The organism is Sphingobium sp. SG1 (assembly GCF_057063145.1).
Genome location: NZ_JBVVOJ010000002.1, coordinates 69,870 through 93,756 on the forward strand (window position 1 = coordinate 69,870; position 23,887 = coordinate 93,756).

24 protein-coding genes and 1 tRNA gene are annotated in these 23,887 nt (G+C 64.9%); 15 read left to right on the forward strand and 10 right to left on the reverse strand.

Translation table 11 applies throughout. The features are described from left to right. Positions 1-24 precede the first annotated feature (24 nt). Positions 25-435, reverse strand: coding sequence for a MerC domain-containing protein (locus AC0KVN_RS05830; protein ID WP_010337978.1), 411 nt, complete (start codon positions 433-435; stop codon positions 25-27). 193 nt (positions 436-628) lie between these two features. Between AC0KVN_RS05830 and AC0KVN_RS05835 the strand changes: the two genes are divergently transcribed. Next, on the forward strand, positions 629-2,086 hold the full coding sequence (locus AC0KVN_RS05835; protein WP_435566306.1) for a S41 family peptidase: 1,458 nt from the start codon (positions 629-631) through the stop codon (positions 2,084-2,086). A 35-nt stretch (positions 2,087-2,121) separates the two neighbouring features. Here the strand turns inward: AC0KVN_RS05835 and AC0KVN_RS05840 are convergent, their stop codons facing one another. Continuing rightward, entirely contained in the window at positions 2,122-2,460 is a 339-nt protein-coding gene (locus tag AC0KVN_RS05840; protein ID WP_435566307.1) for a hypothetical protein, read from the reverse strand. Between the two features lie 116 nt (positions 2,461-2,576). Between AC0KVN_RS05840 and AC0KVN_RS05845 the strand changes: the two genes are divergently transcribed. The 3 genes from AC0KVN_RS05845 (at position 2,577) to AC0KVN_RS05855 (ending at position 3,431) form a co-directional block, all read left to right on the forward strand. Further along, the gene (locus tag AC0KVN_RS05845) at positions 2,577-2,885 is read left to right on the forward strand and encodes an autorepressor SdpR family transcription factor (RefSeq protein WP_017503720.1); all 309 of its coding nucleotides are present in this window, start codon (positions 2,577-2,579) and stop codon (positions 2,883-2,885) included. Continuing rightward, the gene (locus tag AC0KVN_RS05850; RefSeq protein WP_333701243.1) at positions 2,870-3,247 is read left to right on the forward strand and encodes an ammonium transporter; all 378 of its coding nucleotides are present in this window, start codon (positions 2,870-2,872) and stop codon (positions 3,245-3,247) included. The genes AC0KVN_RS05845 and AC0KVN_RS05850 overlap by 16 nt, the downstream gene beginning before the upstream one ends. Positions 3,248-3,346: 99 nt before the next feature. Further along, positions 3,347-3,431, forward strand: a tRNA-Leu gene (locus tag AC0KVN_RS05855). A 95-nt stretch (positions 3,432-3,526) separates the two neighbouring features. On the opposite strand, the gene AC0KVN_RS05860 is transcribed toward AC0KVN_RS05855, so the two are convergent. After that, positions 3,527-4,663, reverse strand: a complete 1,137-nt coding sequence (locus tag AC0KVN_RS05860) for an aminotransferase class I/II-fold pyridoxal phosphate-dependent enzyme (RefSeq protein ID WP_435566308.1) — start codon at positions 4,661-4,663, stop codon at positions 3,527-3,529. 57 nt (positions 4,664-4,720) lie between these two features. On the opposite strand from AC0KVN_RS05860, the gene AC0KVN_RS05865 reads away from it, so the two are divergent. Further along, positions 4,721-4,987 (forward strand): hypothetical protein, encoded by a 267-nt coding sequence (locus AC0KVN_RS05865; RefSeq protein WP_435566615.1) that lies wholly within the window; start codon positions 4,721-4,723, stop codon positions 4,985-4,987. Positions 4,988-5,050: 63 nt separating this feature from the next. On the opposite strand, the gene pgl is transcribed toward AC0KVN_RS05865, so the two are convergent. The 5 genes from pgl to AC0KVN_RS05890 form a co-directional block, all read right to left on the reverse strand. Then, a complete protein-coding gene (pgl, locus tag AC0KVN_RS05870; RefSeq protein WP_435566309.1) occupies positions 5,051-5,743 on the reverse strand; it encodes a 6-phosphogluconolactonase in 693 nt (230 codons plus the stop codon). 5 nt (positions 5,744-5,748) lie between these two features. Next, on the reverse strand, positions 5,749-6,225 hold the full coding sequence (locus AC0KVN_RS05875; RefSeq protein ID WP_435566310.1) for a YbaK/EbsC family protein: 477 nt from the start codon (positions 6,223-6,225) through the stop codon (positions 5,749-5,751). After that, positions 6,222-7,223 carry a UDP-glucose 4-epimerase GalE gene (gene galE, locus AC0KVN_RS05880; RefSeq protein WP_435566311.1) on the reverse strand — a complete coding sequence of 334 codons (1,002 nt, stop codon included), beginning with the start codon at positions 7,221-7,223 and terminating at the stop codon, positions 6,222-6,224. Before galE ends, AC0KVN_RS05875 begins: the two co-directional genes overlap by 4 nt. A 67-nt stretch (positions 7,224-7,290) precedes the next feature. Beyond that, complete coding sequence (locus tag AC0KVN_RS05885; RefSeq protein ID WP_483656003.1) at positions 7,291-9,468, reverse strand: 3-hydroxyacyl-CoA dehydrogenase NAD-binding domain-containing protein; 2,178 nt, start codon at positions 9,466-9,468, stop codon at positions 7,291-7,293. A 177-nt stretch (positions 9,469-9,645) separates the two neighbouring features. After that, positions 9,646-10,854 (reverse strand): acetyl-CoA C-acetyltransferase, encoded by a 1,209-nt coding sequence (locus tag AC0KVN_RS05890; RefSeq protein WP_483656004.1) that lies wholly within the window; start codon positions 10,852-10,854, stop codon positions 9,646-9,648. A 151-nt stretch (positions 10,855-11,005) separates the two neighbouring features. Here AC0KVN_RS05890 and AC0KVN_RS05895 point away from each other — a divergent pair, with 151 nt between their 5' ends. Both AC0KVN_RS05895 and AC0KVN_RS05900 read left to right on the forward strand, forming a co-directional pair. Then, a complete protein-coding gene (locus AC0KVN_RS05895; RefSeq protein ID WP_435566313.1) occupies positions 11,006-11,761 on the forward strand; it encodes a metallophosphoesterase family protein in 756 nt (251 codons plus the stop codon). Between the two features lie 47 nt (positions 11,762-11,808). Continuing rightward, positions 11,809-13,479, forward strand: coding sequence for an MFS transporter (locus AC0KVN_RS05900; protein WP_048937021.1), 1,671 nt, complete (start codon positions 11,809-11,811; stop codon positions 13,477-13,479). 42 nt (positions 13,480-13,521) lie between these two features. On the opposite strand, the gene AC0KVN_RS05905 is transcribed toward AC0KVN_RS05900, so the two are convergent. After that, positions 13,522-14,118 (reverse strand): nucleotidyltransferase family protein, encoded by a 597-nt coding sequence (locus tag AC0KVN_RS05905; RefSeq protein ID WP_010335385.1) that lies wholly within the window; start codon positions 14,116-14,118, stop codon positions 13,522-13,524. A gap of 157 nt (positions 14,119-14,275) precedes the next feature. Here AC0KVN_RS05905 and folE point away from each other — a divergent pair, with 157 nt between their 5' ends. The 6 genes from folE (at position 14,276) to AC0KVN_RS05935 (ending at position 21,317) form a co-directional block, all read left to right on the forward strand. Then, entirely contained in the window at positions 14,276-14,884 is a 609-nt protein-coding gene (folE, locus tag AC0KVN_RS05910; RefSeq protein ID WP_037507879.1) for a GTP cyclohydrolase I FolE, read from the forward strand. Further along, complete coding sequence (locus AC0KVN_RS05915) at positions 14,881-15,741, forward strand: SDR family oxidoreductase (protein WP_010335387.1); 861 nt, start codon at positions 14,881-14,883, stop codon at positions 15,739-15,741. The genes folE and AC0KVN_RS05915 overlap by 4 nt, the downstream gene beginning before the upstream one ends. Positions 15,742-15,825: 84 nt before the next feature. Next, positions 15,826-16,602 (forward strand): enoyl-CoA hydratase-related protein, encoded by a 777-nt coding sequence (locus tag AC0KVN_RS05920; RefSeq protein ID WP_435566314.1) that lies wholly within the window; start codon positions 15,826-15,828, stop codon positions 16,600-16,602. 346 nt (positions 16,603-16,948) lie between these two features. Then, the gene (locus AC0KVN_RS05925) at positions 16,949-19,327 is read left to right on the forward strand and encodes a TonB-dependent receptor (RefSeq protein ID WP_169860393.1); all 2,379 of its coding nucleotides are present in this window, start codon (positions 16,949-16,951) and stop codon (positions 19,325-19,327) included. Beyond that, positions 19,327-20,568 (forward strand): dipeptidase, encoded by a 1,242-nt coding sequence (locus AC0KVN_RS05930; RefSeq protein WP_483656005.1) that lies wholly within the window; start codon positions 19,327-19,329, stop codon positions 20,566-20,568. The genes AC0KVN_RS05925 and AC0KVN_RS05930 overlap by 1 nt, the downstream gene beginning before the upstream one ends. Before the next feature lie 119 nt (positions 20,569-20,687). Beyond that, positions 20,688-21,317 carry a class I SAM-dependent methyltransferase gene (locus AC0KVN_RS05935; RefSeq protein WP_435566316.1) on the forward strand — a complete coding sequence of 210 codons (630 nt, stop codon included), beginning with the start codon at positions 20,688-20,690 and terminating at the stop codon, positions 21,315-21,317. A 54-nt stretch (positions 21,318-21,371) separates the two neighbouring features. On the opposite strand, the gene AC0KVN_RS05940 is transcribed toward AC0KVN_RS05935, so the two are convergent. After that, a complete protein-coding gene (locus AC0KVN_RS05940; RefSeq protein ID WP_435566317.1) occupies positions 21,372-22,004 on the reverse strand; it encodes an RcnB family protein in 633 nt (210 codons plus the stop codon). 159 nt (positions 22,005-22,163) lie between these two features. Between AC0KVN_RS05940 and AC0KVN_RS05945 the strand changes: the two genes are divergently transcribed. After that, entirely contained in the window at positions 22,164-23,096 is a 933-nt protein-coding gene (locus AC0KVN_RS05945; protein WP_037507883.1) for an ABC transporter ATP-binding protein, read from the forward strand. Further along, positions 23,093-23,863, forward strand: coding sequence for an ABC transporter permease (locus AC0KVN_RS05950; protein ID WP_159366546.1), 771 nt, complete (start codon positions 23,093-23,095; stop codon positions 23,861-23,863). Before AC0KVN_RS05945 ends, AC0KVN_RS05950 begins: the two co-directional genes overlap by 4 nt. Positions 23,864-23,887: the final 24 nt, after the last annotated feature.

Below are 23,887 nucleotides of genomic sequence, written 5' to 3' on the forward strand. Positions count from 1 at the left end.
AGGCGGGGCGGTCTATAGCGTCGGTCAGCAGGCGGTGCGCAGGCCCCGGCGCCAGTTGAGGATATGCGCCCCGGCCAGCAGGGCACTGCCGCCGACGGTCCAGATCGCTTCGCTCAATGGGGTGCGGGCCAGCAGCGCGCCCACGGCCATCAGCAACAGGCCAGCCAGGCCGATGCCGAGCGGCAGCGCGGCGCGGTGGCGGCGCCAGCCCTGCAACAGCGCGAACAGGCTGGTCGGCACGGCGATGGCGAGCATCAGCAGGTGGAAGGATTCGCCCGGATCGATCCGGGCGGCGATGGTCGGCAGCAAGGCGAAGAGCAGCGGCAGGCCCAGGCAATGGACGGTGCAGAGCGCGGAGGCGCAGATGGCGAAGCCGTCCAGCCAGGAGCGGGGGCGGCCGGCCGGATCGCGTTCCGGCGCTTCGCAATGGGGCATGATGGTTCCTAAATGATATAATGTTACATTTTCATCGGCCATATCGATATGGGGGCATGGGAAGTCAAGGGCAGGGGGACGGAAGGCGTTGCCGGGGCGGTTGGTTGACGGCGCGGAAAGCGCTTTTGTTTCAACGCTGTCTTGCCGTGCTGCGGTGCGCGGCCTATCCCGTCTGCGGTCTTTGGGGGGAATAATGATGAAGCATGGGGTTGCGCGCCTGGCGTTGCTGGCGGGTGGGCTGGCGATGCTGGCCGCTTGTGGCGGTGGCGGATCCGACAGTGCGGGCACTGCGCCGCCGACCGTGACGCCCACGCCCACGCCCACGCCGACCGCCACCTGTTCGGTGCGGGAGCGGCAGGATTGGGCGGCGGCGACGCTCAAGGAATGGTATCTTTTCCCCGAAACCCTGCCGTCCGCGCTCAGCCCGGCCGGCTATGCCAGTGTCGACAGCTATATCGACGCGCTGACACAGGGCGCGCGGTCGCAGCGACGGGATCGCTATTTCACCTATCTCACCTCCATCAAGGCGGAGAATGCCTATTATCAGTCGGGGTCGAGCGCCGGCTTCGGCCTGCGCTTCGCGACCGACAGCGGGGTCACCCGCCTGTTCGTCATCGAATCGTTCGAGAACGGCCCGGCGCTCGCCGCCGGCATCGATCGCGGCGCGGAGATATTGGAGATCGGCACCAGCATCACCAACATGCGCAGCATATCGTCGCTGTTCGCGTCGGGCGGTGCCGATGCCGTGGCCGATGCGATGGGGCCGGACAGTGCCGGCACGACCCGGCTGCTGCGCATCGCCGATGCGACCAGCACGCGGACCGTATCCGTGACCAAGCGCGACTTCGACCTGATGCCGGTATCGAACCGCTATGGCGCGCGGGTGATCGACGATGGCGGCCGCCGTGTCGGCTATGTCAATCTGCGCACCTTCATCCTGTCGGCGGAGCAGCCGCTGCGCGACGCGTTCGCCGGTTTCAAGGCGCAGGGCGTGACCGACATCATCCTCGACCTGCGCTATAATGGCGGCGGCCTCGTTTCGACGGCCAAGCTGCTGGGCGATCTGATGGGCGCGAACCGGGCGTCGACCGACGTCTTCACCCGCATGACCTTCCGCCCGGAAAAGAGCGCGGAGAACGAGACCTATAATTTCGAGCCGCTGGCGCAATCGGTGGCGCCCACGCGCATCGCCTTCATCGGCAGCGGCGGGACGGCATCGGCGAGCGAACTGGTGATCAACGCCTTCATCCCCTATCTGGGTGCGCAGGCGGCGCTGATCGGCGCCAACACCTATGGCAAGCCGGTTGGGCAGATCGCGATCGATCGCGAAGCCTGTGACGACCGGTTGCGCGTGGTGGCCTTCGCCACCCAGAACAGCGCGGGCAATGCCGATTATTATGATGGACTGGCGAGCAGCATCAAGGCCAGTTGCCAGGCATGGGACGATATCAGCTATCCGCTGGGCGATCCGCGCGAGGCGGCGACCCGGCAGGCGCTGGACTTCATCGCCGGGCGGAGTTGTACGCCGATCGGCGGCGCGGTGGCGACGCTCAGCCGCAAGGCGGTGACGTCGCCGGTGTCCGCCCCGCGCGAATTGCTGGCGCCGCAGCGGCCCAATCCGGCCCAGCGCGAGGTGCCGGGTCTGTTCTGACCGGTCAATCGATCAGGTGGCAGCGCTGACTGCGATCAGCGCTGCTTCTTGGTGATGGTCGCGGTGAAATCGGGATCTTTGTTCGCCACCCAGTCGACGAACTTGCGGATCGGCGGATGGAGCAGCAGGCCTTCCACGTCCATGCCGTGGCGCTGCAATTCGGAATTGGTGAAATTGGCGATCAGCGTCTGCTGGCAGATGCCGTGCATCGGCACGACGTCGCGGCCGCCCCTGCTCTTGGGAACGGGATGGTGCCACACGATGGTCGTGCCCGTTGGACGCCCGCACAGCCAGCAGGGCGGTGGGGGCGGCGCTTCCGCTTCCTCGCTATGCACATCTTCATAGGGGCCGTGTTTGGAATATTTGCGGGCCATGTCTCTGCCTGGATTGAAGGAAACTTTGGCCGCTCCCTATCGCAGCCGGCGCGGCAGCGCCACGGGGATCGTCATGGCCGCTTGACTCATTTCGATATTTAGCTAATTGTCTCATCATGAGCCAGGTCTTCCGCGCCTTGTCCGATCCGACCCGTCGCCGGGTGCTGCAATTGCTGCGCCAGGGGCCGATGAGCGCGGGCGAACTGAGCGACCAGTTCGATGTCTCCAAGCCGACCATGTCGGCGCATTTCGCGGTGCTGAAGGAGGCCGACCTGGTCCATGCCGAAAAGGCCGGCAAGTCGGTCATCTATCATCTCAAGCTGTCGGTGCTGGAAGAGGCGCTGCTGGGCTTTGCCCAGTCGTTCGGCATCGGCGTGGAGGCGCCGGATCAGCAACGGGAGAAGGCAGGATGGACAGGGAATTGAAGGCGGGCTTGCTCTGGGGCGGCGGTATCCTGCTGCTGGCGTTGGCCGCCAGCCAGGGACGCAAGCTCGACTGGCTGGACAGTGACATGGTTACGCGGCTGGTGATCGGCGCCAACGGGTTGATGATCGCCTGGTATGGCAATCGCATGCCCAAGGCTTTTCTGCCCGACGCCTGCGCGCGGCAGGTGGCACGGGTCGGCGGCTGGTCGATGGCGCTCAGCGGCATTATCTATGCCGGCTTCTGGGCGTTCGCGCCGATACCGGTGGCGGTGGTCGGCGGCTGCATCGCGGTGGGGGTGGGGATGGCCGTGACGATCGGCTATGGCCTCACTCTTCGCGCCCGGCTGCGGGCTCGCCGCTAGGCCCTTGTTTCGCCTGCCTGGCGGCTTTGTTGCGGGAGTGATTTTGGGGGCTTTGCAGCCGGTTCATGACCTGCTAGGTGCCGCCTTCCACGATCAGATGCGGGCGTGGTGAAACTGGTAGACGCGCCGGACTCAAAATCCGGTTCCGCAAGGAGTGTCGGTTCGATTCCGACCGCCCGCACCATCTTTTGATCGGCCTCGATTGCCGCCATTTGCGGCCTCGCTTATTCCTCGCAAAATTGCAGATGGCGTTACGGACCTTTTTAGGCCCGCTGCCTTTCAGCGGCCCGGCTGCGCCTGGAACCAGGGGATCATCCGCGCGATCGCATCCTCGACCCGGTCGGTCGAGACGGCGAAGCTGAAGCGGATGAAGCGGTGGCCGTCGACCGGATCGAAATCGATCCCCGGTGCGGTGGCGACGCCGGTTTCGCGCAGCAGCTTCTGGCAGAAGGCCAGGCTGTCATTGGTGAGATGGCTGATATCGGCATAGATATAGAAGGCGCCATCGGGCGGGGCGATGCTGGCGAGGCCGAGCGCGGGCAGGGCGTCGAGCAGCAATTGCCGGTTGCGGCGATAGGTGTCGACATGGCCTTCCAACTCGTCGGTGCAGTCGAAGGCAGCCAGCCCCGCCTGCTGTGCCAGCACCGGTGGCGTCAGGAACAGATTGCCCATCCGCGCCCGCGCCGCTTCGATCAGGTCGGCGGGCACGACGATCCAGCCCAGCCGCCAGCCGGCCATGCTGAAATATTTGGAGAAGCTGTTCACGATCACCGCGTCCAGGGCAAATTCCAGCATCGACCGGGCCGGCTCGCCGAAGCTGAGGCCATGATAGATTTCGTCGGAGATGATGCGGATGCCACGGTCGGCGCACACTTTGGCGATCGCCGCCAGTTCGTCGGCCGGGATGATCGTGCCGGTCGGGTTGGCCGGGCTGGCGAGGATCAGGCCGTCTGGCGCTGGCTCGATTGCGGCCAGCGCGTCGGCGCTGATCTGATAGCGTTCGGCCGAACCGCAGGCGATCTCGACCGGCTCCAGATAGAGGGCCTTCAACGTATTGCGATAGGCGACATAGCCCGGCCGCGCGGTGGCGACGCGGGCGCCGGGCGCGAACAGGCTGGTGAGCGCCAGCACCAGGCCGGGCGAGGCGCCGCAGGTCAGCAGCACCTGTTCGGGATCGACGGCGACATTGTGCCGGTCGGCATAGAGGCGGGCGATCCGTTCCTTTAGCGCCGGACTTTCCCAATAGCCCATCGGGTCGGTATCGAGCACCTCATGCGCCAGCGCGATGGCGGCGGCGGGCGCACCGGTCGAGGGCTGGCCGAACTCCATGTGCAGGATGGAGCGGCCCTGGGCCTTGAGAGCATGGGCCTCGCGGCTGATGGCGATGGCGTGGAAGGGATCGATCTGGGCAATCATGCCGGGTGCCTATTCTGTGCGGGCAACCATGTCCATGGCCGCTACGTTCTGTCTGGCATGAACCAAGCGCTGCTCACCGCCCTGCAATATTATGGTGCCAGCGCCGCCACCCTTGCGGCGCTGGTGGTGTCGCTGAACCTGGGGCGGCGGATCACCGGCTGGGCGTTCGTGCTGTTCGTCACCAGCTCGATCGCGCTGGTCGGCTGGGGCTTTCTCGACAAGGACAGCGAGGGCATCGGCTGGCAGAATGTCGCGCTGTTGGCGATCAACGCGGTCGGCGTGTGGCGCTATCTGATCTCGAAACATGCGGTGCGCGACCGATAGTCCTCCCCTGCAAGGGGAGGTTGCTGCGCAAATGGTCCCTCTCCCCTTGCAGGGGAGGAGTTTTTAGGCTTCGGCGATCCACACCTCGACCGGCACCTTGTCCTGCAGCAAGGCCAGGCGGATCGGTAGCTCTTCGACCGGGCCGCCGGCGAGCGCCTGGTCATAGACCGCCTTCTTGCCCGCGCCGCCGATCTGCAGGAAGATATGGCGGCTCTGCAGGATCGCATGCGCGGTCAGCGACAGGCGCTGGTGCGGCGCGACCGGCGGGGTGGCGGCAATGGTGTAAGCCTGGCTGGAAAGCCCCTCGGCCAGTTCCTTGCCCTCCGGGAAGAGCGAGGCGGTATGGCCGTCATCGCCCATGCCGAGCAGGATGATGTCGAACGGCCAGGGGAGGGCGGTAAAGTCCGCCTCGACCGCGCTCTGGCCGGCATAGGCGTCGGCGGCGCTGTTCTTCATCGGCACGAAGCGTGCGGCCGCCGCCGGACCCTGCAGCAGGGTTTCGCGCACCAGCCGCTCGTTGCTGTCGGCGCTGACCGGATCGACCCAGCGTTCATCGACCAAAGTGACGATCAGCTTCGTCCAGTCGAGCGGAACCTTCGACAGCGCTTCCAGCACGGGGCGGGGCGAGCGGCCGCCCGAGACGGCCAGCGTCGCGACACCGCGCTGGGCGATCGCCTCCGACAACAGGGTGGCGATGCGGGCGGCGATGTCGGTGGCAGCTTCGGCGCCGGTGGCAAAGATATGTTCGGTCGGCATGGCTCTCACTCGACGATTTCGGGAAGGGTGCAGATGTCGATCCATTGCGCCCCGGTCAAGGCGGCAAGCCGGTCGGGTGTCAGTTCGACCGAGGCGGTGCGCGATCCCGCCGCCGGAAACACGGTGTCGAACGCCTGCAAGGAGACATCACAATAGACCGGCAGGGCGCTGGCGAGGCCGAAGGGGCAGACACCGCCGACCGGATGGCCGGTGATCTCCTCCACCTCATGCGCGCCCAGCATGCGCGGCTTGGCGCCCAGAGCCGCCTTCGCCTTGCCATTGGACAGGCGGGCGTCGCCGCGGGCGCAGACCAGCACCACCCTGTCGCCGACGCGCAGCGACAGCGTCTTGGCGATGCGGGCGGGTTCGACGCCCAGCGCGGCTGCTGCCTCGATCACCGTCGCGGTGCTGGTCCCCTGGTCGATGATCGCGACATCGGGCGCCTGCGCGGCGAAGAAGGCGCGAACGCTGGCTTCGCTCATGCCTTCTGGATATCGCTGAGCTTGCGTTCCCAGGCGAGCGCATGGTCGACGATCTGGCCGAGATCGGCATAACGCGGCTGCCAGGGAAATTCCGCCATCAGCGCGCTATTGTCGGAAATCAGCGCGTCTGGATCGCCGGCGCGGCGCCCTTCCAGCCGGCGCTCGATCGTCATGTTGGTGACCCGGTCGACCGCATCCAGCACTTCGAGCACGGAGAAGCCCCGGCCATAGCCGCAATTGAGCATGTAATTGCGATCGGGATGGGCGATCAGCGCTTCAAGCGCCAGCACATGGGCGGCAGCCAGATCGCTGACATGGATATAGTCGCGCACGCCGGTACCGTCGGGCGTGGCGAAATCCGTGCCGAAGACGCTGACATGGCTGCGCTTGCCCAGCGCCGCCTCGACCGCGACCTTGATCAGGTGGGTGGCGCCCGCCGTCGACTGGCCGGTGCGGCCCTGCGGATCGGCGCCGGCGACGTTGAAATAGCGCAGCGCGCAGAAGTTCATGGCGTGGGCGGCGGCGACGTCGCGCAGCATATATTCGGTCATCAGCTTCGACATGCCATAGGGATTGATCGGCCGCTGCGGCGTCGTTTCCCTGACCGGGCTTTCCTCCGGGATGCCATAGGTGGCGGCGGTCGAGGAGAAAATGAAATGGGGGACGCCGATGGCGACCGCGCTTTCCAGCAGGTCGCGGGTCTTGGCGCTGTTGTTGTTGTAATATTTGAGCGGGTTTTCGACCGATTCCGGTACCACCACCGATCCGGCGAAATGCATGATCGCCTGGACGCCATGTTCGCGCAGCGTCGCCTGTACCAGCGCCTGGTCTGCGATGTCGCCCTGCACGAAGGGGATGTCCTGCGGCACGGCCCAGCGGAAGCCGGTGACCAGATTGTCGATCACCACCACGCCATAGCCGGCATCCTTCAGCGCCAGCACCGCATGGCTGCCGATATAGCCGGCGCCGCCCGTGACCAGAACCGTTGGCTTGCTCATAAAGAAAAGGTCTCCCCGAATATGTCCGGGGAGACCTAATACAGAAGCGTTACGATTTACAAATCGCTCATGCTGCAGCGCGAGACGGAACGGGGCGATAGAAGGTCGCACCGTTGGCGGCCATTTCCCGCAACTGCGCCGTGGGGGCGAAGCGCGAGCCATGGGCGGCGGCCAGCCGGTCCAGCACGGCCACGACATGGGCGATGCCGACCGTGTCCATATGGCTGAACGGACCGCCGGTATAGGGCGCGAAGCCCCAGCCGAAGATCGCGCCGATGTCGCCATCTTCCGGCGTTTCCAGCACGCCTTCCTCGAAGCAGCGGGCGCATTCGATCAACTGGCGATAGAGGAGGCGTTCCTTGACTTCCTCGACATCCGGCTGGGCGTCGGCGCGCGGGAACAACTCGCCCAGCACCGGCGAGAGATGCTTCTTGCCGCCCTCGGGATAGTCGTACCAGCCCTTGCCATTCTTGCGGCCCAGGCGATCGGCTTCGACCATCTTGAGCATGATGTCGTCCGACCCCTGGGGAACATAGGCGTCGCCCAGCTCCTTCTTGGCGGCGGTCATGATCTTGACGCCCAGTTCGATCGACACTTCGTCGCTGACGGCCAGCGGGCCGGTCGGCATGCCAAGCTGCTTGCCGGCATTTTCGATCAGCGCCGGGTTGATGCCTTCGCCGACCAGCTCCGCGCCTTCCTGCACATAGGTGCCGAAGCTGCGCGAGGTGTAGAAGCCGCGGCTGTCATGGACGACGATCGGGGTCTTCTTGATCTGGGCAACGAAGTCGAGCGCCTTGGCGATCGCGGCCGGGCCGGTCTTCTCGCCCAGGATGATCTCGACCAGCGGCATCTTCTCGACCGGCGAGAAGAAGTGGACGCCGATGAAATTCTCGGGCTTGGACCAGGCATTGGCGAGCTTGGTGATTGGCAGGGTCGAGGTGTTGGAACCGAAGATGGTGTCGGCGCCCAGCACGGCTTCGACCTGCTTGGTCACTTCCGCCTTGATCGCGACATCCTCGAACACCGCTTCGATCACGAAGTCGGCGCCGGCGAGCGCGGCATAGTCGGTGGTCGGGGTGACGCGGGCCAGGGTGGCGGCCATCTTCTCGGGCGTCATGCCACGACCCAGGCGCTTGGCCAGCACCGCCTCGACATGGGCCTTGCCCTTTTCGGCATAGGCCTGGTCACGGTCGAACAGCACCACGTCCATCCCGGCCTGCGCCGCGACGGTGGCGATGCCCGCGCCCATCATGCCGGCACCCAGCATGGCGAGCTTGGTGGTCGGCGCCTTGGGCTCGTCCTTGGGACGGCGTGCGCCGCGCTCGGCCGCCTGCTTGTTGACGAACAGGGTGCGGATCATGTTCGACGCCTGCGGATCGGCGGCGACCTTGGCGAAATATTTGCTCTCGATCCGGATCGCCCGGTCCATCGGCAGGGTGATGCCCTCATAGACCGCCGACAGCAGGGCGATCGGCGCGTTCATGTTGCGCTGGGTCTGCTTGAGCGTCATCGGCAGGGCGCCGGCCATGGTCTGGACGAAGGCGGGGTTGAAGCCGCCGGCGCCGCCTGGAACCTTGAAGCCCTTGACGTCCCAGGGCTGGGTATTGGCGGTCGGGTTCGCCTTGACCCAGTCCTTGGCGGCGGCAAGCGCCGTGCCCTGCGGCACCACGGTGTCGACGACCTTCAGCATCGCGGCTTCGGCCGGGCGGAACAGCTTGCCCTGCAGCATGTACATCAGCGACGCCTGCACGCCCATGATGCGCGGCAGGCGCTGCGATCCGCCGCCGCCGGGGAACAGGCCGATCAGGATTTCGGGCAGGCCGAGCTGGGTCTTGGGGCTGTCGCCGACGAAGCGGCGATGGCAGGCCAGCGCCAGTTCGAAGCCGCCGCCGACACAGGTGCCCTCGATCGCGCAGGCGACCGGCTTGCCGGCGGTTTCCAGGCGACGGAACAGCTGGTTCAGCACGAACACATTGTCGAAGATCGCGGTGGGTGCGGGGCGCTGGCCATCGGCGCTGGCCAGCATCGACCCGAAATATTTGAGGTCCATGCCGGCCATGAAGCCGCTGTCCTTGCCCGATGCGATGACCGCGCCCTTAATGCCCTCTTCCGACGCGATGCGGGTGATGGCGGTGTCGAGGTCAGCCAGGAAGTCGGGGCCGATGACGTTCATCGACTGGCCGGGCACGTCGATCGTCAGGGTGGCGATGCCGTCGGCATCGATGTCGAATGCGATGGTGTTCATTGGTATGGCTACCTTTCCCAAACCCCGTTCGTCCTGAGTAGCCCCTTCGACTGCCTGCCAAGGCAGGCGCTCAGGACGGGCATTGAGCGAAGTCGAAATGGCGTATCGAAGGATGCTTCGATACGGGACTTCGACAGGCTCAGTCCCTACTCAGCACGAACGGGTCTTATACTTGTTTCAAACGCGCTCGATGATGATGCCGGTGCCCATGCCCGCGCCGACGCACAGGTTGATGAGCGCGGTGCCCTTGCCCGAGCGTTCCAGCTCGTCGAGCGCGGTGCCCAGCACCATGGCGCCGGTGGCGCCCAGCGGATGGCCCATGGCGATCGCACCGCCATTAACGTTGATCTTGCTATGGTCGAGCTTCATCGCCTGCATGTAGCGCAGCACGACCGAGGCGAAGGCTTCGTTCAGTTCCCACAGGTCGATGTCGGCGGTGGTCATGCCAGCACGGGCCAGCAGCTTGCCGGCGACAAATTCCGGGCCGGTCAGCATGATCAGCGGTTCGGACCCGATCGAGGCCATCGCCTTGATCTTCGCGCGCGGCTTCAGGCCGTATTTCTCGCCGATTTCCTTGTTGCCGACGAGAACCGCGGCGGCGCCATCGACGATGCCGCTGCTGTTGCCGGCATGATGGACATGGTTGACCTTTTCCAGCTCGGGATAGCGCAGCAGGGCGACGGTATCGAAGCCGGGCATCTCTTCGCCCAGTGCCTGGAAGCTGGGCTTCAGGCTGCCGAGCGACTGCATCGTCGCGTCGGGGCGCATATGTTCGTCATGGTCGAGCGCGATGCCGCCGATCACGTCGCGGACCGGCACGATCGACTTCTTGAAACGGCCTTCGTCCCATGCGGCCTTGGCGCGGCGCTGGCTCTCGACGGCATAGGCGTCGACATCGTCGCGGCTGATGCCGAACTTGGTGGCGATCACGTCGGCGCCGATGCCCTGGGGCGCGAAATAGGTCTTGTAGGCGACCGCCGGGTCCATCGCCCAGGCGCCGCCGTCCGATGCCATCGGCACGCGGCTCATCGATTCGACACCGCCGCCGATCGCGAACATCACTTCGCCCGAATAGACCTTGGCGGCGGCCATGTTGACCGCTTCCAGGCCCGATGCGCAGAAACGGTTGATCTGCACGCCCGGCACGGTCTGGGCATAGTCGGCGTTGAGCACGGCGACGCGCGCGATGTCCGCGCCCTGTTCGCCCACCGGGCTGACGCAGCCCAGGATCACGTCGTCGACGTCTGCGGTGTCGATCTGGGTGCGGTCACGCACCGCTTCGAGCATCTGCGTCGCAAGCTGGATGGGGGTGATGTCGTGGAGCGAACCGTCGCTCTTGCCCCGGCCACGGGGCGTGCGGACGGCGTCGTAGATATAGGCTTCCATGGTTCCTTTTCCCTCTCCGTTGGCGGCTTTTGGCGCACCGGAAGTGGCCCTGAATGTATTTACGTTTACGTAAAGTGCAAGCCTGAAATGGTCGGTTTCCGCCGACATGGCCTTGCCGTAAGGTCAGGTGCGGGCCTGATGTGGGGCGCGATTGCAGCGGGACAAGCGCCAGGTGAAGATTGCGGTTCTTTCCGACATCCATGGCAATATCGATGCGCTTAACGCCGTGCTGGCGGACGTGGCTGCGCGCAATATCGATCTATGTGTCAATCTCGGTGACATCTTGTCGGGGCCGTTGTTTCCCTGCGAGACCGCCGATCGGCTGATGGCGTTGGATTTGCCGACGATCCGGGGCAATCATGAGCGGCAATTGCTGACGCTGGCGCCCGAACGCATGGGCGCGTCCGACCGGGCGACCCATGATCTGCTGGCGCCGCGCCATCGCGACTGGATCGCTGGATTGCCCGAGACGCTGTGGCTGACGGATGAGATATTGATGGTCCATGGCACGCCGGACAGCGACATCGATTATTGGCTGGAAACGGTCGAACCGACCGGGCTGCGCGCCGCGACCGAGGCGGAGGTGGAGGCGCGGGCAGGGGACGTCGTCGCGCCGTTGATCCTGTGCGGCCATACCCATGTGCCGCGCATCCATCGTCGCGTCGATGGCAGGCTGATCGTCAATCCGGGCAGCGTCGGCCTGCCGGCCTATGAGGATGATCGACCCTCGCCGCACAAGGTGGAGACCGGATCGCCCGAGGCGCGCTATGGGCTGGTCGAGCGGATGGCCGACGGCTGGCACGCGGAGATCGTCCTGGTCGCCTATGATGTCGAACGCGCGGCCGCCACCGCCGATGCGCGGGGGCGTCCCGACTGGGGCCGGGCGCTGCGTACCGGACGGATGTGAACCAAAGGCCGAGTCGCGGGTTTGACCGACGTTCCTAAATCCGCTTGATGGTTTTCGTGCCTGACACCGAGTCCCCCCAGCCGTCCTCGCCCTTTGCCATTCCCATCTTCCGCGCGATCTGGATCGCGAGCCTGGCGTCCAATTTCGGCGGGTTGATCCAGTCGGTCGGTGCGGCCTGGATGATGACTTCGCTGTCCGCTTCGCCGGTGCTGGTGGCACTGGTGCCGGCGTCCACGACGCTGCCGATCATGCTGTTCTCGCTCTGGGCCGGCGCGGTCGCCGACAATCTGGATCGGCGCAAGGTGATGATGGCCTGTCAGCTGTTCATGCTGCTGGTGTCGACTGCCCTTGCGCTGGTCGCCTGGCTCGGCGCGCTGACGCCCTGGACGCTGTTGGGCTTCACCTTCCTGATCGGCTGCGCGACGGCGGTGAACGGCCCGGCCTGGCAAGCATCGGTCGGCGACATGGTGCCGCGCAGCGTGCTGCCCAGTGCCGTCGCTATGAACAGCATGGGGTTCAATCTTGCCCGTAGTACCGGCCCGGCGCTGGGCGGCGTGATCGTCGCGGCGGCGGGCGCGGCGGCGGCGTTCCTGGCCAATGCAGTCAGCTATATCGGCCTGGTCGCGGTGCTGGCGCGCTGGCGGCCGGAATTGCCGCCCAAACTGCTGCCGCGCGAGCGGCTGGGCGTCGCGATGTGGGCCGGGGTCAGCTATGTCTCGATGTCGCCCAAGATCCAGCTCGTGCTACTGCGCGGCGGCGCCTTCGGCATCGGTGCCAGTGCGGTGTCGGCGCTGATGCCGCTGGTGGCGCGCGATGTGCTGGGCGGCGGCGCGCTGACCTTCGGCCTTACCAGCGGTGCCTTCGGCGTCGGCGCGGTGGCCGGGGCGCTGTCCACCCGGCGGCTGCGCGCGCGCTTCTCGATCGAGGCAATCGTGCGGTCCGCTGCCCTGTCGCTGGCGGCGGGAACGGCGATCACCGCCATGTCGGGCTATCTGGCGCTGGCGCTGCTGGGTTATCTGCTCGCCGGGGCGGGCTGGGTCATGGCGCTGTCGACCTTCAACGTGTCGGTCCAGATGTCGGCGCCGCGCTGGGTCGTCGCCCGCGCCGTCGCCATCTATCAGATGACCGCGTTCGGCGGCATGGCGATCGGCGCCTGGCTGTTCGGCAATCTGGCCGAGGATCATGGCGTGGTCGAGGCGCTCTATGCCTCCGCCGCGGTGCAACTGGTCGCTGCGCTGATCGGCTTCGTTCGTCCGCTGCCGCAGATCGGCGATGACAATCTCGATCTCCAGAATCGCTGGCGCGAGCCGGAGACGGCCGTGCCGGTCGAGCCGCGCAGTGGCCCGGTGGTCATCACCATCGAATATCGCATTCCGGTGGGGTCGGTCGTCCCCTTCCTCAGCGCGATGAGCGAGCGCCGCCGCATTCGCAAGCGCGATGGCGCGCATGGCTGGTCGCTGATGCGCGATCTGGGCGATCCGGAACTCTGGGTCGAACGCTATCATGTGTCGACCTGGCTCGACTATGTCCGCCATAACCAGCGGCGCACCATCGCCGACATCACCAACAGCGATACGATTCACGCGCTGCACAGTGGCGGCAAGCCGCCGGTTGTGCATCGCATGCTGGAACGCCAGACCGGCTCGTTGCCGCTCAGTCGTGCCCCTGATCCGCGGGAAATGGGCGACGGTCTGACCGATCCGACGCGATCGACCTGAAGCGGGGCAAGGCAAAGCGGCTTCGCCTGCCCCTTTTGTGCCTCAGGTCGGTGTCACCGGGGGGCGGCCAAGATCCTCCGGCGTATCGATGTCGTGCAGCACATTGCCGATCGTCTCGATCTGGATGCCGTGGCTCAGCAGTGCGCGGGCGCCCTGATCGCCCTTGAGTGCCAGCAATTCGGGGAAATGCTTGCGGCCGATGAAGGCGGGCGGGGAGGAAGAGAAGCCGTCGGTGCTGGCGACGACCGATCTTATGTCCTCGGCCGCCATGCAGAGATGGTTATAATGGGTCTGCGGCACGTCGGGCATGTCGGCCAGGCAGATCAGGATGCCGCGCACCTTGCGCTTGTCCATCACATGTTCGACCGCGAGCCGGATGCTGCTCGACAGGCCTTCCTCGGGACGCTCGTTGACGATGATATCGAAGCCGCGCCGGTCGAGCTTGCGGTGCAGCACCGGTGCAAATTCGATGGGCCGCACGACGGCAACCAACTCGGCAAAGGCCATGGAGGCGATGGTTTCCAGCGTATGCGCGGCAACCGGCTTGCCGCGCAGGTCGGCCATCAGCTTGTCTTCCTCGCCGAAGCGGGTCGACATGCCGGCTGCCAGAAGGACGGCGGCGATGCGTTCAGTGCGCATGATCTTGCGATTGTAATGACATTTTTATGTGGTGCGTTCCCGTTAGACTGTGATTTGCCACCACAGCGATGTTGTGTCCAGCCGGGGCAAAAGGGCTGGTCAGACGCGCACGCAGTCGCCATATGCCGGGGCCAACAATTATGGAGTGGCCCAGTTCATGGCATATGATCCCGATGCGGAAACCGTAGGCGAAGGCTCGAAGGAGCCGGTCCCGGCCGAAGTGTCGGAGGCGATCCGCACCCTCATCCGCTGGTCAGGCGATGCGCCTGAGCGGGAGGGGCTGGTGGAAACGCCCGAGCGGGTGGCGCGCGCCTGGCGCGAATATTGCCGGGGCTATAATGATGATCCGGCCTATCATCTCTCGCGCATCTTTCATGAGGTGGGCGGTTATGACGATGTCGTGCTGCTGAAGGACATTCCGTTCCAGTCGCATTGCGAACATCATATGGCGCCGATCGTCGGGCGCGCGCACATCGCCTATCTGCCGGGCGACTATGTGGTCGGCATTTCCAAGCTGGCCCGCGTGCTGCACGCCTATGCCAACCGGCTGCAGGTGCAGGAACGGCTGACCTCCGAAGTCGCCAACTGCATCTGGGAAAATCTCAAGCCCCAGGGCGTCGCCGTGGTGATCGAGGCGACCCATGGCTGCATGACCGGCCGCGGCGTGCGCACCCCCAATGTCATCATGAAGACCAGCCGCATGCTCGGCGTCTTCCGCGACGATGAAAAGTCGCGCGAGGAAGTGCTGAAGCTCATCGCCTCGTGAATGATGTGACCGGAGAGGGGGAGGGCGCCGAGCCCGCCTATCGCCCGATCGGCGGTGCGAAGAAGGATGCGGGGCCGACCGGCCCCTTGCCGCTGGCCTCGCGCCGGCTGGCGCTCGTGACCGGCGGCCATCGCCGGCTGGGCGGCATCATTTCGGCGGCGCTGGCGCAGGCCGGCTATTCGCTCGCCATCCATGGCAGCCATGACACGCGGCTGGACTCTCATCTGGCGATCGCGCTGGAGGAGAACGGCGCCGAGTGGGAGGGTTTCGTCGTCGACTTTGCCGATCCCGAAGCGGCCGAGGAACTGGTCGCGCAGGTTGCCGAACGCTTCGGCCGCCCGCCCGACCTGCTGGTCAACAGTGCTGCAATCTTCGGCCAGGACCGGATCGACAGCGTCACCGCCGACGATCTGATGCGCCATTATGCGGTCAATTGCGCCGCGCCCGCGATGTTGACCAAGGCGTTCGCGACCGTTCCGGCCGGGACCGGCGATCGCTGCATCGTCAATATCCTCGACCAGCGGATCGACCATCCCCATGGCGATCAGCTGGCCTATACGCTGTCCAAGCTGGCGCTGGCCGGCCTGACGAAGACGGCGGCCAGCAGCCTGGCGCCGCAGGTGCGGGTCAATGCGGTGGCGCCCGGCCTTACCATCGCCACGCCCGACTATGATGCGGAGCAGATGGCGCGGCTGGAGCAGTTGATGCCGCTCGGCCGGCTGCCGCAGGCGGAACAGATCGCGCAGGCGGTGCTTTATCTCGCTGGGGCGACGGCGGTGACCGGCCAGACCCTCTATGTCGATGGCGGCGCCCATATGCGCAGCTATGATCAGGATTTCATGCATCTTTGCCGATAGCATCGGCAAAATCGCCGCTCTGCAAAGGCTGGCGATCCGGTTTTGGCCGACATAGATCGGCGCTGACAGCTTAGGGAGACGGCAATGGCATATGAAACGATCCTGGTGGAACAGCAGGGCGCGGTGACGCTCATCACGCTCAACCGGCCGCAGGCGCTCAACGCGCTCAACAGCCAGGTGCTCGCGGATCTGGGCGCGGCCTTTGCCGCCTATGATGCCGACCCGACCCAGCATTGCGCGGTGCTGACCGGCAGCGAAAAGGCCTTTGCCGCCGGTGCCGACATCAAGGAGATGGTCGACAAGGAAGCGGCCGACTTCTTCCTGCAGGATTTCTTCTCCGACTGGCAGACCAAGGTGGTCGCCACCCGCAAGCCGTGGATCGCGGCGGTCGCCGGCTTCGCGCTGGGCGGTGGCTGCGAACTGGCGATGATGGCGGACTTCATCCTGGCGGCCGACACCGCCAAGTTCGGCCAGCCCGAGGTGAAGCTGGGCGTGGCGCCGGGCATGGGCGGATCGCAGCGGCTGACCCGCGCGGTGGGCAAGGCCAAGGCGATGGAAATGTGCCTGACCGGCCGGATGATGGGCGCCGAGGAGGCTGAGCGCGCTGGCCTGGTCGCGCGGATCGTGCCGGCGGACGAGTTGCTGGACGACGCGCTCAAGACCGCCGCCGCGATCGCGGCGATGCCGCCGATGGCGGCGATGGTGAACAAGGAAATGGTCAATATCGCCTTCGAGACCAATCTGGCGCAGGGCATTTTGACCGAACGCCGCCTGTTCCAGATCCTGACCGCCACGCAGGACAAGAAGGAAGGCATGACCGCCTTTGTCGAGAAGCGTCCGGGCGTCTGGAAGGGGCGATAAAGACTGAAAGAACGATCCTCTCCGACGAAGAGAGGACAGGCCATTTTACGATCCTCTCCAGGCCTGGCCTGGGGAGGATTTTTTGTGCACGCGTGCGAGGAAGCGGGCATTGATTACGAAATCTCAATGCTTTGACGCGCCTCGTTCCGCTTGAGAAATCATCATAAGCGCGTGGTGGATTTTCCCGAAGGGCTCGTTTCAGATGACAAATGGATGACATGGCTGCGCTCGCCCGAAGGGACGAGCGACAGGCTAGGGTCCGGGGAGGAACGGCGCGATAGCCCGAAGGGGCGGGCGCTCCTGATTGGCGCGAACTGCCCTTTTGCAGGGCCTACAGGGAGCCTCTATGCCTTCGATTTCGTCCGTCCGTCGCGTGTCTCGCGCTGCGCTGCTGCTTGCCTGCTGCGCGGGTGCCTTATCCTCTGCAGCCTGGGCGCAGGAGGCCGCTCCAACGGACGAAAATGACAGCATCACCGTGACCGGTCGTCGTATCTCGCAATCGTCGGAAGCGATCGGCGAAGACAAGATCAACAATGTCGTCGCCGTCACGCGCGAGGCGCTGCTGTCGGCGCCGTCGGGTATTTCGGGCCTGAAGATGCTGGAGCAGCTGCCCGGCTTCAACGTCCAGACCGATGGTGCGCTGGGCCTTTATGAATTCGGCAACAGCGTCCAGACCCGCGCCTTCAACCTCGACCAGATCGGCTTCGTGGTCGACGGCATTCCGACCGGCCGCAGCGACGCCTTCGGCGGCAGCCCTGTCTTCCGCTATGTCGACAATGAAAATCTGGGCGTGGTGGAAGCCTCCGTCGGCGCCGCCGATGTCGGCCTGCCCAGCTATTCCAGCCTTGGCCCGGTGGTGCAGTATAACAGCATTGCCCCGCAGGAGGAGATGGGCCTGTTCGTGTCGCAGAGCTTTGGCGACAATAATATGAAGCGCACCTTCATCCGCGCCAGCACTGGCCGGGTGGGGCCGTTCAAGGCCTATGTCAGCCGCACCAAGCTGGACAGCGACCTGTGGCGCGGTCCCGGTTCGGTCGATCGCGAACATTGGGAAGGCCAGATCCATGCCGATCTGGGCGGTGACAGCTGGGCGCGCTTCAAGTTCGTGTCGAACGACTTCTTCGATTATGACTCGCCGACGATCACCCGCGCCCAGTATAATTGCACCGCCACCAGCGTGGTCGGCGCCTGCGGCCGCGACTTCGCCTATATCGAGAATGTGCCCAATACCACGACCGGCTTCGCGCCGACGGCGGCGGGCGTCTATTATTCCAATTCCAACTACACCAATGTCTACAACCTCGCGATCAACGTGCGGAAGGACAAGCTTTATGGCGGCACCTTCCACCTGGGTATTGCCGATGGCGTGTGGGCGGAATCGACCCTCTATTATGAAGACAAGAATGGCTATGGCGTCTCGCCCGACAGCTATTCCAACTCGCTGAGCCGCTACACGGCGCAGGCGGCCGCGGGGCTGGACGTGACCGCGCCCAAGGGTGTGCAATATGGTCGGTCGGGCGTCGGCGGCGATCGCTATGGCGTGACCACCAAGCTGCACTGGGAAAGCGGCAATAATGTCGTCGAAGGCGGCATCTGGGCCGAAGTCGACAAATATCACCGCACCCAGGCGCGCTACAACACGATGGACGGCGCCCCCGATGGCGAGCCCAATCTGGACGAACTGGTCTATCTGCGCCGCGACTATCGGTCCAAGCGCGACACGCTTCAGATCTTCCTGAAGGATACGCTCAAGCTGATGGATGACCGGCTGGTTCTGGATGCCGGCTTCAAGGGGCTGATGCTGGACTACAGCCTTGGCGGCTATCGCGACTTCGACGACTATTATCGCGTCGTGGGTGGCACGGCGGTCGCAGGCTGGGGGCCACAGTATAACACGGCCCATTATCGCGACATGTTCCTGCCGATGGCGGGCCTGCTGTTCAAGATCAACGAGCGCAGCCAGATCTTCGCCTCCTATGCCGAGACGATGGCACTGCCCAAGGGCATGGATGATATCTATGCCGTGACGCGCACCGGCACGTCGGCGCTGGTGCCCCAGCCCAAGGCAGAACGCGCGCAGAATATGGAAATCGGCTTCCGTACCAACCAGGGGCAGCTCTACGCCTCGATCGCGGGCTATTACACCAAGTTCAAGAACCGCATCCAGTCGATCACCACTTTCCAGGAAGGCGGCGGCAGCACCACCGAAACCTTCTACCAGAATGTCGGCCGGGTCGAATCCTACGGCGTGGAAGCCAGCGGCACCTACAAGCCGGCCTTCCTCAACGGCCTTGCCTATGCCAACGCCAACGTCACCTACAACAACGCCAAGTTCCAGGACGATATCGTCGCGTCGGTCACCTATGCGACCTCCGGCAAATATATCCCGGACAGCGCCAAGTGGATCGTCAGCGGTGGCGTCACGATCGAGCCGGCAAGCTGGCTGGTCGCCAACATCAGCGGCAAATATACCTCGAAGCGCTGGTCCACCTTCACCAACACGGCAGGCTCCAGCGTGCCGGCCTACACCGTGTTCAGCGGCTATGTGGATATTGGCGACGGCTGGAGCTTCGGCCCGGTGAAGAGCATCAAGGCGCGCTTCAACGTCGACAATATCTTCGACAAGGACACGCTGTCCTACATCTCCTCCTCGGTCACGGGTGACGGATCCTTCCGGCCGCTGTCCCCACGCACCTTCCAGTTCACCATTTCGGGCGAGATCTGATGCGGAATGCTAATCTTATGGGGGCAGCGCTGGTCGCGCTGCTCCCGATTGCGGCGCAGGCCCAGCCCAAATCTGCGTCTGGGGGCGTGTCGAAGCAGGTCTATCAACTGCACCAGAAGCTGATCACGCTCGACAGCCATCTTGATACCCCGGCCTCGCTCGACCTGCCCGACTGGTCGATCGACGAGGAGCATGGCGTCCATAGCGACTATACCCAGGTCGACCTGCCGCGGATGAAAAAGGGGGGGCTCGATGGCGGCTTCTGGGCGATCTACACCGGGCAGGGGCCGCTGACGATCGAGGGCTTCCGCAAGGCGCGCGATTTCGCGCTGCTGCGCGGCATGTCGATCCGATCGATGGTGGCGGCGGACCCCGACAATTTCACGCTGGCGCTGCAGGCGAAGGACGCCGCGCCGATCGCGGCGGCGGGCAAGCGCATCGTCTATATGTCGATCGAAAATGCCTATCCGCTCGGCGAGGATGTCTCGCTGATCAAGACATTCTACGACATGGGCGTGCGCGTGTCGGGCTTTGCCCATTTCGCGCATAACCAGTTCGCCGACAGCTCGACCGATCCGTCGAAGAAGCCGCGTTATGGCGGCCTCAGCCCGCTCGGTAAGGAATTGCTGAAGGAGATGAACCGCCTCGGCATCGTCCCCGACGCCTCGCACAGCTCAGACCAGGTGCTGGACGATCTGCTGGCGCTGTCGACCACGCCGGTGCTGCTGACCCATTCGGGCTGCAAGGCCGTCTATGACCATCCGCGCAATATCGATGACGAACATCTGAAGGCGCTGGCGGCCAAGGGCGGCGTGATCCAGATGAACGCCTATGGCGCCTATCTGCGCGCATCCAAGCCCAATCCCGAGCGGCAGAAGGCGTTGATGGCGCTTTACAGCCAAATGCGGGAGGATGCCAAGATTTCGCCCGAGGCGCGCGCCGCGATGCTCGCCAAGCGGCAGGAGATCGACAGGCTCTATCCCGATACCGACCGGCCGACCTTCGACGATTTCATGGCGCATATGCTGCACGCGCTGAAGGTCGTCGGCCCCGATCATGTCGGCATCGGCCTGGATTGGGACGGCGGCGGCGGGGTCGTCGGCATGGAGGATGTGGTTGATCTGCCCAAGATCACAGACGCCCTGCTGAAGGCCGGTTATAGCGAGGCTGACGTACAGAAAATCTGGTCCGGCAATGTGCTGCGCGTGCTGGCCGCGGCCGAGGCGGGCAAGCAGAAATAAGGACTTGTGCCGGACCGGCCGTTGCTGGTCCGGCATGAAATCTTGTTAAGCCAATCGACGGGGGCGCTCCGGCCCGCTAAGGGGAGTCGGCACCAGAAAGGAGCGGTCGCATTTCGCCCATGCAGCACAAGCCGAAGCGCAGCCGGGCAATCGCCCTGCCGAACAGCGAGTTTCGCGCCCGCGCCACCGAATATCTCGATTTCCTCGCCGCCTGGGTGAAGAAGCCCCGGCAGACCGCCTCGGTCGTGCCCAGCAGTCGCTATCTGGCGCGGCTGATGGTGGCCGACATCGATCCGCAGGGCGGCCGCGTGCTGGAACTGGGCGGGGGCACGGGCGTCTTCACCCGCGCCATCCTGGAAACCGGGCTTGCCGCCGACCAGTTGGAGGTGGTGGAGATCAATCCCGCCTTCGCGCGTGGGCTGCGGCGTCATTTTCCCCATGTATCGATCCTGGAGACGCCGGCGCAGATCGTCTCGGTCGCGGCCGCCGGTGGCCCCGGCGACTATCAGACCGTGGTCAGCGGCCTGCCGCTGCTGGCGATGGACCGGGCGATGCACATCGACATATTGTCGGAAGCCTTCCGCATGCTGAAGCCGGGCGGCAGCCTGGTGCAGTTCACCTATTCGACACGGCCGCCGGTCAGCCGCGCGGTGCTGGACCAGCTGGGCCTGGAGGTTGTCCGCGCCGGCCATACGGTACGCAATTTCCCGCCGGCAACCGTCTTCCGCTTCACCCGACGGAGCGAATGATCGGGACAAGAGAAAAGGGCCGCATCGGATGATGCGGCCCTTCCTGTTTCTGCCTCAGTAGAAGGCGCCGTAGACGACATCGACCACGCGGCGCGATCGGACCTCGACCAGCAGCAGGTCGGGGCCATAGCGGATCCAGCGATAGCCATAGGGCGGCGCCCCCAGGCCTAGGCGCCAATAGTCGTTGTAATAATAATAGCTGGAGAAGAAGACCGCCGGCAGGAACAGGCCGACCGTCCAGCGCCGATAGCGATAGCCATGGGGATAGCGGAAGGCCGGGCCGGGGATCGGCCGGAAATTGGGCGGACGGCCGGCGCCGGGGCGATGCGGCTGGCCTGGCCGTGGTGGCTGGACGCCGGGACCACCGGGACGGGGCGGCTGGGGCGAAGGGCCACCCGGACGGGGTGGTTGAACTGCCGGTCCACCTGGCTGGCCCGGACCGGGCGAAGGCTGTCCGGGGCGGGGCGGTTGCGGGCGAGAAGCACCGGGCCGGGACGGCTGTGTCGACGGACCGCCGGGGCGGGAAGGCTGCACTGATCCGCCGGGGCGTGAGGGGGCGGGGGTAGGACGCGTGGACGGAGATGGTCGAGCGCCGCCGCCGGATGGCGGTCGGCCGCCCTGCTGGGCAATGGCGATATCGGGAACGACGATCAACGCGATCGACAGATAGAGAATTGCCTTTTTCATAGCCTTCTCCACATGGTGGGGCGTCAAGCCTATGCCCGCTCATTACCGGCTTCAATCTTTTTCCAATATGTTGCCCTGCTTCGCTATTTGCCGCGCTGCCGGTTGCATGGCGCGGTCCGCCTCCTATCTTGCCGACACAAGGAAAGGGGGCGCTGCCGCATGGCATCCATCATCGAAATCAAGGGCCTGACGAAAAGCTATGCGTCGGGTTTTCAGGCGCTCAAGGGCGTCGACCTGAATATCGAGGAGGGCGAGATTTTCGCGCTGCTCGGCCCCAATGGCGCGGGCAAGACGACGATGATCTCGATCATCTGCGCCAATGTCCGCCCCTCTGGCGGCACCGTGACGGTCGCCGGCCATGACATCATCCGCGACTATCGCGGCGCGCGCGCGGCGATCGGCCTGGTGCCGCAGGAACTCAATACCGATCAGTTCGAGCGGGTGATCGACACCGTCACCTTCAGCCGGGGCCTCTTTGGCAAGCCGCGCAACGACGCCTATGTCGAAAAGGTGCTGCGCGACCTGTCGCTATGGGACAAGCGCCACAACAAGATCCGCGAACTGTCCGGCGGCATGAAGCGCCGGGTTATGATCGCCAAGGCGCTGAGCCATGAGCCGCGCGTGCTGTTCCTGGACGAGCCGACCGCCGGCGTCGACGTCGAACTGCGCCGTGACATGTGGAAGCTGATCGGCGAACTGCGCCAGACCGGCGTCACCATCATCCTAACCACCCATTATATCGAGGAAGCCGAGGAGATGGCCGACCGGGTGGGCGTCATCAACCATGGCCAGTTGATGCTGGTCGAGGACAAGACCGCGCTGATGGAGAAGCTGGGCAAGAAGACGCTGTCGATCATGCTGGCCGAGCCGATCGAGGCGCTGCCGCCCGAACTGGCCGACTGGGATGTGGCGCTGAAGGCGCAGGGGCAGGAGATCGAATATCTGTTCGACACCCGCGCTGAACGCACCGGCGTCTCCTCGCTGCTGCGCAAGCTGGGCGATCTCGGTATCGGCTACAAGGATCTCAACACGCGGCAGAGCAGCCTGGAGGATATTTTCGTGAGCCTGGTCCATCAGGAGAAAGCGGCATGAACGGCCCCAATCTGCGCGCGGTCGCCGCCATCTACAAGTTCGAGCTGCACCGATTCCGACGCACCTGGCTGACCGGCCTGCTGGTGCCGGTCATCACCACCTCGCTCTATTTCATCGTGTTCGGCGGGGCGATCGGATCACGCATGACCGAGATCGACGGCATTCCCTATGCCGCCTTCATCGTGCCGGGCCTCATCATGATGTCGATGTTCACGGAGAGCATCTTCAACGCCAGCTTCGGCATCTACATGCCCAAATTCACCGGCACCATCTATGAGCTGCTATCGGCGCCGGTGTCGGCGATGGAGACGGTGATCGCCTATGTGGGCGCAGCGGCGACCAAGGCGCTGATCGTCGGCTTCATCATCTTTGCCACGGCCCATCTGTTCGTCGATCTGCCGGTGGCCCATCCCTTCGCCATGGTCGGCTTCATGCTGCTGATCGCGGTGAGCTTCTGCCTGTTCGGCTTCATCCTGGGCATCTGGGCGCAGGGGTTCGAGCAGTTGCAGGTGATCCCGCTGCTGATCATCACGCCGATGACCTTCCTGGGCGGGGCCTTCTACTCGATCCACATGCTGGCCGAGCCGTGGCGCACCATCACCCTGTTCAATCCGATCGTCTATCTGATCTCGGGCTTCCGCTGGACCTTCTTCGGCAAGGGTGATGTCGGGATCGAGTTCAGCCTGTTGTTCGTGGGCGGCATGCTGGCGCTGTGCCTCGGCATCATCGCCTGGGTGTTCCGCACCGGCTATCGGCTCAAGAAGTAACGATAAAAGAAAAGGGCGGCCATT

What these genes read in the sequence shown, in the direction of transcription:
- AC0KVN_RS05830 (WP_010337978.1), bottom strand. Translation starts at nt 435, where the DNA reads ATGCCCCATTGCGAAGCGCCGGAACGCGATCCGGCCGGCCGCCCCCGC.
- AC0KVN_RS05835 (WP_435566306.1), top strand. Translation starts at nt 629, where the DNA reads ATGATGAAGCATGGGGTTGCGCGCCTGGCGTTGCTGGCGGGTGGGCTG.
- AC0KVN_RS05840 (WP_435566307.1), bottom strand. Translation starts at nt 2,460, where the DNA reads ATGGCCCGCAAATATTCCAAACACGGCCCCTATGAAGATGTGCATAGC.
- AC0KVN_RS05845 (WP_017503720.1), top strand. Translation starts at nt 2,577, where the DNA reads ATGAGCCAGGTCTTCCGCGCCTTGTCCGATCCGACCCGTCGCCGGGTG.
- AC0KVN_RS05850 (WP_333701243.1), top strand. Translation starts at nt 2,870, where the DNA reads ATGGACAGGGAATTGAAGGCGGGCTTGCTCTGGGGCGGCGGTATCCTG.
- AC0KVN_RS05860 (WP_435566308.1), bottom strand. Translation starts at nt 4,663, where the DNA reads ATGATTGCCCAGATCGATCCCTTCCACGCCATCGCCATCAGCCGCGAG.
- AC0KVN_RS05865 (WP_435566615.1), top strand. Translation starts at nt 4,721, where the DNA reads ATGAACCAAGCGCTGCTCACCGCCCTGCAATATTATGGTGCCAGCGCC.
- pgl (WP_435566309.1), bottom strand. Translation starts at nt 5,743, where the DNA reads ATGCCGACCGAACATATCTTTGCCACCGGCGCCGAAGCTGCCACCGAC.
- AC0KVN_RS05875 (WP_435566310.1), bottom strand. Translation starts at nt 6,225, where the DNA reads ATGAGCGAAGCCAGCGTTCGCGCCTTCTTCGCCGCGCAGGCGCCCGAT.
- galE (WP_435566311.1), bottom strand. Translation starts at nt 7,223, where the DNA reads ATGAGCAAGCCAACGGTTCTGGTCACGGGCGGCGCCGGCTATATCGGC.
- AC0KVN_RS05885 (WP_483656003.1), bottom strand. Translation starts at nt 9,468, where the DNA reads ATGAACACCATCGCATTCGACATCGATGCCGACGGCATCGCCACCCTG.
- AC0KVN_RS05890 (WP_483656004.1), bottom strand. Translation starts at nt 10,854, where the DNA reads ATGGAAGCCTATATCTACGACGCCGTCCGCACGCCCCGTGGCCGGGGC.
- AC0KVN_RS05900 (WP_048937021.1), top strand. Translation starts at nt 11,809, where the DNA reads ATGGTTTTCGTGCCTGACACCGAGTCCCCCCAGCCGTCCTCGCCCTTT.
- AC0KVN_RS05905 (WP_010335385.1), bottom strand. Translation starts at nt 14,118, where the DNA reads ATGCGCACTGAACGCATCGCCGCCGTCCTTCTGGCAGCCGGCATGTCG.
- folE (WP_037507879.1), top strand. Translation starts at nt 14,276, where the DNA reads ATGGCATATGATCCCGATGCGGAAACCGTAGGCGAAGGCTCGAAGGAG.
- AC0KVN_RS05920 (WP_435566314.1), top strand. Translation starts at nt 15,826, where the DNA reads ATGGCATATGAAACGATCCTGGTGGAACAGCAGGGCGCGGTGACGCTC.
- AC0KVN_RS05925 (WP_169860393.1), top strand. Translation starts at nt 16,949, where the DNA reads ATGCCTTCGATTTCGTCCGTCCGTCGCGTGTCTCGCGCTGCGCTGCTG.
- AC0KVN_RS05930 (WP_483656005.1), top strand. Translation starts at nt 19,327, where the DNA reads ATGCGGAATGCTAATCTTATGGGGGCAGCGCTGGTCGCGCTGCTCCCG.
- AC0KVN_RS05935 (WP_435566316.1), top strand. Translation starts at nt 20,688, where the DNA reads ATGCAGCACAAGCCGAAGCGCAGCCGGGCAATCGCCCTGCCGAACAGC.
- AC0KVN_RS05940 (WP_435566317.1), bottom strand. Translation starts at nt 22,004, where the DNA reads ATGAAAAAGGCAATTCTCTATCTGTCGATCGCGTTGATCGTCGTTCCC.
- AC0KVN_RS05945 (WP_037507883.1), top strand. Translation starts at nt 22,164, where the DNA reads ATGGCATCCATCATCGAAATCAAGGGCCTGACGAAAAGCTATGCGTCG.
- AC0KVN_RS05950 (WP_159366546.1), top strand. Translation starts at nt 23,093, where the DNA reads ATGAACGGCCCCAATCTGCGCGCGGTCGCCGCCATCTACAAGTTCGAG.